The 10,539-nt window shown below is 39.9% G+C and carries 8 protein-coding genes and 1 pseudogene; 4 read left to right on the top strand and 5 right to left on the bottom strand.

The genetic code is table 11. From position 1 onward, the window contains the following. The 3 genes and pseudogenes from FTV09_RS04135 to rpiA all read right to left on the bottom strand — a co-directional run. Positions 1 to 140: pseudogene (locus tag FTV09_RS04135) on the bottom strand (IS5/IS1182 family transposase); the annotation flags it as partial. An 86-nt stretch (positions 141 to 226) separates the two neighbouring features. After that, the gene (locus FTV09_RS04130; protein WP_180056880.1) at positions 227 to 901 is read right to left on the bottom strand and encodes a SprT family zinc-dependent metalloprotease; all 675 of its coding nucleotides are present in this window, start codon (positions 899 to 901) and stop codon (positions 227 to 229) included. Positions 902 to 1,071: 170 nt separating this feature from the next. After that, positions 1,072 to 1,743: a ribose-5-phosphate isomerase RpiA gene (gene rpiA / locus FTV09_RS04125; protein ID WP_180056879.1), complete on the bottom strand. Its 672-nt coding sequence runs from the start codon at positions 1,741 to 1,743 to the stop codon at positions 1,072 to 1,074. A 107-nt stretch (positions 1,744 to 1,850) separates the two neighbouring features. On the opposite strand from rpiA, the gene ilvA reads away from it, so the two are divergent. From ilvA to FTV09_RS04105, 4 genes are all read left to right on the top strand, one after another. Next, the gene (gene ilvA, locus FTV09_RS04120; protein WP_180056878.1) at positions 1,851 to 3,389 is read left to right on the top strand and encodes a threonine ammonia-lyase, biosynthetic; all 1,539 of its coding nucleotides are present in this window, start codon (positions 1,851 to 1,853) and stop codon (positions 3,387 to 3,389) included. Positions 3,390 to 3,561: 172 nt separating this feature from the next. Beyond that, on the top strand, positions 3,562 to 4,050 hold the full coding sequence (locus tag FTV09_RS04115; protein WP_180056877.1) for a hypothetical protein: 489 nt from the start codon (positions 3,562 to 3,564) through the stop codon (positions 4,048 to 4,050). A gap of 102 nt (positions 4,051 to 4,152) precedes the next feature. Next, complete coding sequence (locus FTV09_RS04110; RefSeq protein WP_180056876.1) at positions 4,153 to 4,812, top strand: TrkA family potassium uptake protein; 660 nt, start codon at positions 4,153 to 4,155, stop codon at positions 4,810 to 4,812. 54 nt (positions 4,813 to 4,866) lie between these two features. Beyond that, the gene (locus tag FTV09_RS04105) at positions 4,867 to 6,204 is read left to right on the top strand and encodes a TrkH family potassium uptake protein (protein ID WP_180056875.1); all 1,338 of its coding nucleotides are present in this window, start codon (positions 4,867 to 4,869) and stop codon (positions 6,202 to 6,204) included. Between the two features lie 67 nt (positions 6,205 to 6,271). On the opposite strand, the gene FTV09_RS04100 is transcribed toward FTV09_RS04105, so the two are convergent. Continuing rightward, positions 6,272 to 7,369, bottom strand: a complete 1,098-nt coding sequence (locus tag FTV09_RS04100) for a phospholipase A (protein ID WP_373687689.1) — start codon at positions 7,367 to 7,369, stop codon at positions 6,272 to 6,274. A gap of 77 nt (positions 7,370 to 7,446) precedes the next feature. Beyond that, on the bottom strand, positions 7,447 to 10,386 hold the full coding sequence (locus FTV09_RS04095; protein WP_180056870.1) for an insulinase family protein: 2,940 nt from the start codon (positions 10,384 to 10,386) through the stop codon (positions 7,447 to 7,449). Between the last annotated feature and the right edge of the window lie 153 nt (positions 10,387 to 10,539).

The following is a 10,539-nucleotide window of genomic DNA, read 5'->3' as shown; positions in this document are numbered from 1 at the left end:
CGCCCTTGTTTGCCTTTTGATGGCGCATACCATTGCGTAGCAGGATCAAACCAAATGGCAATATTTCCGCGACTCATAAGTGCTCGGTTATATGCGGGCCAATTGGTTGTGCGGTAGATTTTGTGTGTAGGCTTCTTCATTTGAAAATTATATCGCTGAAAAAGCCTTTACAGATAGGTTTGTGCAACAAAGCCCAGATAAACCAATAAAAATTTTTTTATATTTACTAACCCCACCACCAAGGCATTGGCGTCATTTTTAGTATTTTCCGATGCTGCTGAAAATTAACATCATGTTTTTGAACTTCAGCCCAAAAATTTGAACTATGGTCAAAATGCTTGGTATGTGCCAACTCATGTACAGCCACATATCGTGCAATTTCATGTGGAAAAAGTACCAAACCACTATTCAACATAATGTCATGTTTAGCAGAGCAACTGCCCCATCGTGTTTTGGGTTGACGTACTGCGCATTGATTAAATTTTAGACCCGTTTCAATGCTCAGCTTTTGCAAATACGGCGGTAAATGTGTTTTGGCATAGGCAATTGTGAAAGCTTTTAAATAACTTTCGGGCTGGCGATCACTAACAAAAAGCTGATGGTTTTGCTGATCTAAAATAAAAGAGTTTTTCTGTGTTTGATAAACAACCTGTAACGGTTTTTTTAGGTTGAATAGTTTTAATTCAGTTGGAAATGTCTTATCAATTTGCCCTGATTTTTCCTGCTGCTTTTGCCATGTTTCAATCATCCATTGTTCTGATTGTTTTAAAAAATCCTGAACTTGGCGCTGAGTACAAAATTGCGGCACAGTTAATTTGATTTGAGTTAGTTCTACACGCAGTCTTAAGCGTGTGGCGCGTAATTTTCGGGTGATTTGTATTTCTGGAAGGTTTTGGGCCATTTTCTTCTTTTATTAAAAGTTCGTAAACAATACATAAAATTGAAAATTTGAACAGTTTTCAAAAATATATTGGGAGTTCCTTCTCCCTCTGGGAGAAGGTTAGGATGAGGGAACTGTTAACACAACCTCTCCCTAACACTCTCCTAAAAGGAGAGGGAACTTTCAGCATATTAAACCGCTGTACGCTCTTCAATACCGTTATCAGTGGCTACAACAGCTACATCTGCTTTGTTTAATGCAAAGATACCGTTACACACCACACCAGGGATGTCATTGATGGTTTTTTCAAGTTCCAACGCATTCAAAATATTTAGGTTATGAACATCTAAAATTACATTACCGTTATCAGTCACAACACCTTCACGATAAACGGGGTCACCACCTAAAGATACGATTTTACGCGCAACAGCAGAACGTGCCATTGGAATTACTTCTACAGGAAGTGGAAACTCACGCGCTAACTGATCAACCCATTTAGAGTCATCAACGATACAAACGAATTTTTTCGCAATAGATGCGACGATTTTTTCACGAGTCAGTGCAGCACCGCCACCTTTAATCATGTGCATGTGACGGTCAATTTCATCTGCACCATCTACATAGGCATCTAAACCACCGACATGGTTCATATCGACAACTTCAATACCTAACTTTTTAAGGCGTTGTGCAGTTGCTTCAGAGCTTGCTACAGCAGCTTCAAGTTGAAGTTCTGGTAATAGGTCAATCAGAAAGTTAACTGTACTTCCTGTACCCACACCCAAAATACCGCCTTTAGGCAAATGCTTTAACGCAGCTTTTGCAGCAGCTTGTTTCTTTTCATCTTGGGTTGCATACAGACTCATAACTTGGCTCAACTATTTTTTGACATTAGACGCTGATTTTTCAGCCCAAATGTACAGGGGTTTGTTACAATAAACCCCTATTTTAAACTGTTAGATGGAAAATTAACATGCTGTCTCGTTTGGTTCGACAAATATTACAGGCAACGGTCTATGACGTTGCAATCGAAACCCCACTCGAAGCAGCGCCACGAATTAGTGAAAAGCTAAACAACAACATTCGCTTTAAACGCGAAGATCTGCAACCTGTCTTTTCTTTCAAACTACGCGGTGCATATAATCGTATTAGTCAATTACCGAAATCTCAGTTGGAACGTGGCGTTATTACGGCTTCAGCAGGTAACCATGCGCAAGGTGTGGCTCTATCTGGTCAAAAACTGGGAATTCGCGCCATTATTGTGATGCCGAAAACTACGCCAGACATTAAAGTCCAAGCGGTAAAACGCCTTGGCGGTGAAGTGGTATTACATGGTGATTCTTTTGACGTAGCCAATAAATATGCGATTCAACGTGCAACAGATGAAGGCATGACCTTTATTCCTCCTTATGACGATGAACTCGTTATGGCTGGCCAAGGCACCATTGGTAATGAGATTTTGCGTCAATGGCGTGATGTGGATTACGTGTTTGTTGCTGTTGGTGGTGGTGGTTTAATTGCAGGTGTAGCGGCTTACTTAGGCGATGTTGCTCCACACGTGAAAGTAATCCCTGTTGAATATGACGAATCAGCATGTTTAAAAGCAGCATTCGAAGCCAATGAACGTGTAATCCTTCCATCTGTTGGCTTATTTGCTGACGGTACTGCGGTTGCTCAAATTGGTGAAAAACCATTTGAAGTGATTCAACTACAAAAATCAGATAACTCAGGCCCAATTGTCGAACGTGATGTTGTTCTTGTAAATACAGATGAAATCTGTGCTGCCATCAAAGATACTTATGATGAATGCCGTAGTATTGTAGAACCATCAGGTGCAATGGCACTTGCAGGTATCAAAAAATATGTAGCACAACATGAACTTGTTGGTAAAAACTGCGTGTCGATTGTATGCGGTGCCAACATGAACTTCGACCGTTTACGTTATATCGCTGAACGTACAGAACTTGGTGAACGCAAAGAAGCGATTTTTGCTGTGACTATTCCCGAAGAAAAAGGTTCATTCCTAAACTTCTGTCGTGCTTTACAAGGTCGTAATATTACCGAATTTAACTACCGTGCCAGCGGTGCAACAGCGGCACAAGTCTTTGTAGGTATTAGCTTAAAAGGCGGTGAAAAAGAGCGTCAGGACATCTTTGAATCATTAAAATTTCAATATGATGTTGATGACTTATCTGATGATGAAGTAGCGAAATTGCATATTCGTTATTTAATTGGCGGTCATGCAGATATTGAAAATGAACGTTTATTCCGTGTGGAATTCCCAGAACGTCCAGGTGCTTTATTAACATTCTTAGAACGTCTTGGCCCAACACATAACATTACCCTATTCCACTACCGTAACCACGGAGCAGCTGAAGGTCGAGTACTTGTTGGCATGGAAGCAACTGATGCGAAACAAAACCCAGATGGTTTAGTTGAAACATTGGAAAGTATTACTTATCCATACGTTGAAATTACCAATAACTTGGGTTACCAACGTTTCTTGAAATAAATAAAACTTCTATAAAAAAGCTGGGATCTAGATTCCAGCTTTTTTATTTGCAGCAACTATTTTCTACATCAAAATAAAGATATTCATCTATTTAATTCATCAACGCCGTCATTGTCGTTAAATTCACCGCACTCTATAATCCATTGAAAATAAAACAAAATGGATATTTAAATTGAATTTTTATGCCTTATTTATGATCGCTATTGTGGGTTTAGGTGGATATTTTTATGCATATCCGGCTTATCAACTTACGCAAGAGGAAGATAAGATTCGTCAAAGTATGAAACAAATTCCAAATCAGTCCCGTACGCAAAATCTAGAAAATATTTACGGCTATACCGCGCAAGCTGAAATGCTGAATCAATATCCAAATTACATTGTATATATTCGCTTTGATGAGCTGAGTGATCAAACCGCTCCGGAATCTGTTCAAGCCATCATACGTGAATTTTCATGCGATAGCTTAAACCGTTTAAAGAACAACTCCGAACTCGTTCGTAAAGCCACCCTAAATGTCATCAAAGATGATCAGCATCAATTTCAATACATTCTAAAAAATAAATTAGGCTATGAAATTTTTAAATACCAACAAGTTATGGAAAATTGTCCCAATATTGCTGAATTTTATGCCTATCAAAACGATGAAGAAATAAAAAATTAGAGCTTTTCTATTTAAATGGATTATGTAATTTGTAATAGCCGCCTTTAAAGGAACACGCTACCATTTACTCAATTTATAACTTTAAAATAACTTAGGGATTTTATGGCTCAATTCGCGGTAATTGGTTTGGGTAGCTTCGGCGCTACAGTTGCAACTGAACTCATGGGCTTGAAACATGATGTGATTGGGATCGATAGCAACAAAAAATTTGTTGAAAATATCTCAGACCAACTAACACATGCAGTCATTGCAGATGCAACAGATGAGCATGTGCTGCAAGAGCTGAATATTCAAAACTGTGAAGCCGTCGTTGTTGCGATTGGTGAAGATATTGAAGCCAGCATTTTGTGTGTACTGCATTTAAAAAACATGGGTATCCATAAAATTTGGGCCAAAGCAAAATCCAAAGCGCATCATATGATTTTGACACATCTCGGTGTCGACAAAATCATTCACCCTGAAGAAGACATGGGTGTACGTGTTGCACAATCACTGAGCTACCCGATGGTGAGTCGCTATATGGTGTTGGAAGACGACCACTACTTAGTGAAAGTTGAGATTAAAGAGTCTCAGCAAGGGACACGTTTAAATCAAATGATGGACCATGTACCCGAGGTCAAAACAATTTTGCATAAACGCGGAACAGATATTCAATACAGTCTAGACCCAAATTTGATTTTACAAACTGGCGATATTCTTGTCATTGAAGGCCTGATTGAGCCCCTGCGCAGACTTGCTAAATACTTTAAGGTCAGCAATTAAATTCCATTAACTTAATTGATCTTCCACGCTTTAAGTATAGATTGAATAGCTAAAATGAAATTACACAATAAAAAGCAAAATACCATTAACCTCAGTCCACCTAGCATATTAGCGCTAGGCTTCTTAGGTTTGATTATATTAGGTACGCTTTTACTCAAACTACCCATTTCACATCATGGTGATTTGTCTTGGTTAAATGCCCTGTTCACCTCAACATCAGCTGTCACCATTACCGGGTTATCTGTCGTTAATGTCGGAGAAGCATATACGGTATTCGGTAAAATTGTGATTATGGGACTACTGCAATGTGGCGGGCTCGGCTTTATGAGTTTTGCCATTTTAGCAGCAATGAGTTTGTCTCCTAAAATGGGCCTCAAACAGCAAATTATGGCGCAGGAAACAATTGGACAAACCAGTCTCACCAAAGTTTCGATGACTATTAAAGGTGTATTTCTCTATTCTTTATTTTTTGAGCTGATCGGCACTGTCATTTTAACCATTGCTTGGATGCAAGAATATAACTTCAACCAGGCCCTATTTTATGCAGCCTTTTATAGTGTTTCCGCCTTTAACAATGGTGGCTTTTCACTGTTCCCCAATAGCTTAATGAGCTTCGCAGATCGCTATTTCATTACTTTTACCATTAGTATGCTATATATCATTGGTGGGATCGGTTTCTTGGTTCTCATGGATATTAAGCGTAATAAAAGTTGGAAAAAGCTTACAACCAATAGCAAGTTAATACTTTCTACCATAGCGGGACTGAATGTGGTTGCATTTGTCGTGATTTGGGCTTTAGAAGCAACAAATCCTGCGACGCTTGCCAACATGTCAATTGGCGATCAAGCGCTAAACGCATGGTTCCATGCCACAGTTCCTCGTTCTTCTGGCTTTAACAGCTTACCTATGCAAAGCATGACGGATGCATCATCCTTAGTAACGATGTTATTAATGTTTATTGGCGGTGGTTCTCTAAGTACCGCTGGTGGTATTAAAGTCGGTACTTTCATTATTGTGGTCTTGAGTGTAATTAGTTTTTTAAGACGTGAAGATGAACTGCGTGTGTTTAATCACTCTATTTCTGAAAAAACTACATTTAAAGCCCTTGCAGTGATTTTTATTACCGTCACTTTAATCTTCTTTGGCCTATTTAGCCTATTGTTACTTGAGCCTAGACACCATTTCTTAGATTTGTTATTTGAAGCAGTTTCCGCTGCATGTACCGTAGGTTTGTCACGAGGCATAACCAGCGAATTACAACCAGCAAGCTTAGTAGCGCTCATGTTATTGATGTTTGCTGGACGACTCGGCCCCCTAACTTTGGCCTACTTAATTGCTACTCCGAAAAAAAGTCGCCTTAAACACCCACCTTCGGAAATACAAATTGGCTAATAGCCAAAATCACAACTAAATAGCACAAAAAAACCACGCCAAAGCGTGGTTTTTTTAATTCAACGTTTTAGAACCAATTCAGCAGAGAAACACCTAGCCCTACATAGGTTGCACGGTGATTATAATCAATCAAACTTTCTCCATAACCATCAAATACTTGGAATTGACCACGTAGCTTACCGTTAATTGGGAATGACCAATCGAACTGTACCGCTCCATGAGAATCATCTCCACCCTTTAAAGAATGGCGCAGCATCAAGCTAAAATCATGATTATTTTTGCGATAGAACGCTGTTAAATCTCCACGTCCCATATAGTCTTTAATATCTGGGTTATTATCGTCCTTAGCATCTTCTTCTAAGCGATACCATGGACGCAGCATTAAAGCAAAGTTATCACGCTCGAAACCTAGGTTCAGCATGACGCGGTTCCAACTACGTGAAAGTGGGTCAGAACGACCATTAGACTGATGGTTGAAAGTTACACCCAGCATACGCCAATTTAAACCCAGCAATTCATAGTTCGTACGGAATACTAAGCTTGCTTCAGGCTCGTAATTGGTTTCACGAAATGGACGTGATTCGTCCTCATTATAAACCTGCCAACGTGATGACTGCGTATAGCCCAACCAAACATCACCATTATTTCCAAATAAGTTTTCAACCGCTTTGGTCTTAAGAGACAATTGGAATTTCGCTTCCATCGACTTCAGGTTTTGTTCCTGATCGGCATTGACAGTATAGTTTTCATTTGGGCTCGATGGACGTTCATTTTTTTCTGAAGTCCAATAACCTGGCATTAAATACACAGGTTGATAACCACGAATATTCCACGTCCCCAATTTACTTTCTTGTGACAGCTCCCAACGACTGTCCAATAAAGACAAATTCGGATTTAAACTTGGTGCCTCAACTGCGAATAAGCGATCTGAAAAAGCATGAGAAACTTTTTCTTTTAGGCTTAAAGGCTCAGTTGGCTCTGGCTTAATTTCTTGCGCAGCCTGACGCTCAGAAACAAGCGTTGGTTTAACTTCTTCAGGAATCTTAAACAACGCGTCATAACATGACAAACGCTCAGCATTCGATTCAAGTGCAACGCAAGCTTCTGGCGTGGCAGGATTAGCTGTTACTTCACCATTAAGTGCATAAGCACTGCTGACATACATCGAACTGAGCGCAATTAGGCTCAGTTGCAATGTAGTACGCTCAAGAGATTTGAACGCCATATCTACCCCTTATTGTTTTAATTTACTTGTTTGATATCAAAGCCTAGCTCAACCAATGCTTCACGTTTTGCCACAGGCGCAACGACTGATTTAGTCGGTTTTTGTTCAAGCAGATACTTAACAGCAACGCGTTTTAAGTCGTCCAAAGTTACATTTAACAGGCGTTCACGTAACATTTGACGGAATGCTGGCGTACGCTTATGTAACAATGCATAACATGCAGTAATCGCTTCACCTGCTGGCGAACCCGGTTTATCCATGCTCGCAATCAAACCTAAAATTGCTTCTTCCAATTGATGCGGTTGTTGCTCAGCATTCAGTAACCACTGCACACTCGCTTCAAAATCTTTAAAAGTTTCTGCTAAGCGTGGGTCACGGTAACTATAAAAACGGAATGAACATGCATTGCCATCGTAGCTCGCCCCACCACCATAAGCGCCACCTTTTTCACGAATAGCACTGTGTAAGAAGCCATTACGCAAATAAGCCGCAAGAATCATCAGTGCCGCAGAATCTGGATGTGACACTTCAACCGCAGCATATGCTGAAGCACAGAATTGAACATTGGCTTGAATTAACCATGCTTCGTCATTGCTGCTATTGGCAAAATCAACCTGTGTAAGTTCATGCTGAATATTTTCAATCGCAACTTTATCCCAAACGGTTTGCACTTCTTCAACCAAACGGTCTGATTGATGCTCTTCACATACCAACAAGAATTGTTTAGGGGCTTTTAGCAAACGGTTATGAATCAGTTGTAGCTCTTCAATTAAAGCGTTGTAAGCCGTTTCATCTTTTTCAATATTCGCAACTAGATCAGATAACCAGTTCAATGCGCCTAAGCCAGTATTGTGATAATCACGTAAAGCAAGTGCACTGTGCTGACGGCTAGCCACTTGCATGGCATAGCTGTGTCCCGAACCAGAAACACGAGACTGCCAGCGTGCTTTACGTTGTTGCAACAATTCAACAATACGGTTCTTTTCATCAAAGCGCAGTTGTTCAAAGGCTAATTTTAATAAACGAATCGCTTCAAGATTATTGACCAGTGATTTAGTAGTTAGTGTTAACCAAGCACTGATTTGACCTTTATCATCAGTTTTTGAACGCAATGATGCGCCCATACCTAAACCACCGCTTACAGCAGTTTGTAATTGTTGCAGCTCTAAATAACCATATTCGCCTGCACCCACTTCACCCATCAAAATAGACAGTAAGTTGAAGTATGGCGATTGTACGACTTCATCAGGTATTTGAATCAATACTTGTTGGTAGTAAATACCATTCGTACCAGCATGATAAAGATTTAAAGGCGTATCTAAGCCATTACTGATAATTTCACGGAGTTGACCTTGCACAATTTGTAATTGTGCAGGAATATCTTCTAAGCCTACTTTTGGCAACAAGTTCAAATCATCTGGGGTATCTTGACGCACATTCAGCGCTTCAGTTTGCGCAATGATTTCAGCTTTCTGCTCTTCAGTGAGTTGAGCGCCAATTTCAGCTAAACGTGCTTTTTCAGCAGCTGCTTCTACCGCATTTTTCTCTGCATCTGGAACTAAAGTCAGTTGTACGCGATGTGGATTATCTAGCAAGTATTCTTGAATTAGGTTTGAAAGCCACATTGGGTCTTTCAACTCTTCTTTGACTTGTTCAATGGCAGTATCCACATCCCAAACATCAATTGGGTCTGAATGGTGAATTGCACTACTCAAGCCATTTAAAATCAAGCTTAAACCATATGGCATACCATCGCCATTGATCTCACGTTGATGCAATTCAATCTGATGCAAAATCGCTTCAACCAGCGCAGCATCTACAGGCTTCGATGCAACATCTTTAAGTACTTTGAATACGCCATTTTTAAACTCTTCAGCATGTTCAGGATTTGAACCTTGAACTGCACAGAAGAAAGTCATTTCAAAGTTTGAATCATCCACACCCATGAATGGGCCTGTTGATTGTGCATAACCACACGTTTCTAGGTAATGGCGCAGCGGTGATGCTGAGTCTTCCAACAATACACCTTCAACCAAACGCATTCCTAAACGCAATTTGATATTGCTCGCTTCAGGCAATAACCATGAAAGAACATGATAAGTCTTGTCTTTCAGGTCTTCTGCATCCACTGCATAGGTCTCAGTCACAGTGACAGGTGCTGCTAAACGACGCTCTGGTTTAGAGTGCAGCGTTTCCCCTTGTTCAAACTTAGACAAGGCTAAAGTTTGAAATTGTTCTTGCAAGTTATAAGCAGGCTCATTACCAAAGGTCATGAACACAGCATTACTTGGGTGATAATGTGATTTGTAGAAGGAAACCAGTTCTTCATAGCTTAAATCTGGAATGTCTTTCGGATCACCACCAGAGTTGTAATGATAGGTCGTTTCTGGGAATAAATGATGTGCAAGTTGATGATAAAGCTGATCTGAAGGTGAACTCATTGCACCTTTCATTTCATTAAAGACCACGCCTTTATAAACTGGCTCACCATTTTCTAGCTCAATACGAATACCTTCTTGCGCAAAATCCAAAGGATTCAAATTCGCAGCAAAAGCCGCATCCATATAGACTTCAAGCAAATTTTGGAAATCTTTTTTGTTTTGCGTTGCAAATGGATAAGCTGTCCAATCTGCCGCAGTAAATGCGTTCATAAAGGTATTTAATGAACGACGAATCATCAAGAAAAACGGATCACGTACAGGAAATTTTTCAGAACCGCATAATGCTGTATGTTCAAGAATGTGCGCTTCGCCTTTCGAGTCCATCGGCTGAGTACGAAACGCTACTAAGAATACATTTTCGTCATGATTGGTGGCTAAGTGATAATGCACTGCACCAGTAACTTTATGTTTATATTCAGAGACTAAAATGTCTAAGGCTTCAACATGGTGTTGACGTATCAACTGAAACGCGGGATGAACAGTTTGAGAAATGGTTTCAGTGACATCTACAGTCATGTGTGCTCCTAATCTATTACTTTATAAGATACGGCAAAGTATACCTTAAAAAATCCGATCAGGATTCAATGAAACGATATTTCCAACCGTTTTAATCTACTTAAAGCCATCGACCTATCCAATCATGTTCTATGTCTAACCTATCAACTATTA

The sequence above is a fragment of the Acinetobacter sp. YH12227 genome, assembly GCF_013417785.1.
GTDB classification, from domain to species: domain Bacteria; phylum Pseudomonadota; class Gammaproteobacteria; order Pseudomonadales; family Moraxellaceae; genus Acinetobacter; species Acinetobacter gandensis.
The sequence above is the reverse complement of the archived record's forward strand: the minus strand, read 5'-3'. Positions and strand labels throughout refer to the sequence as shown.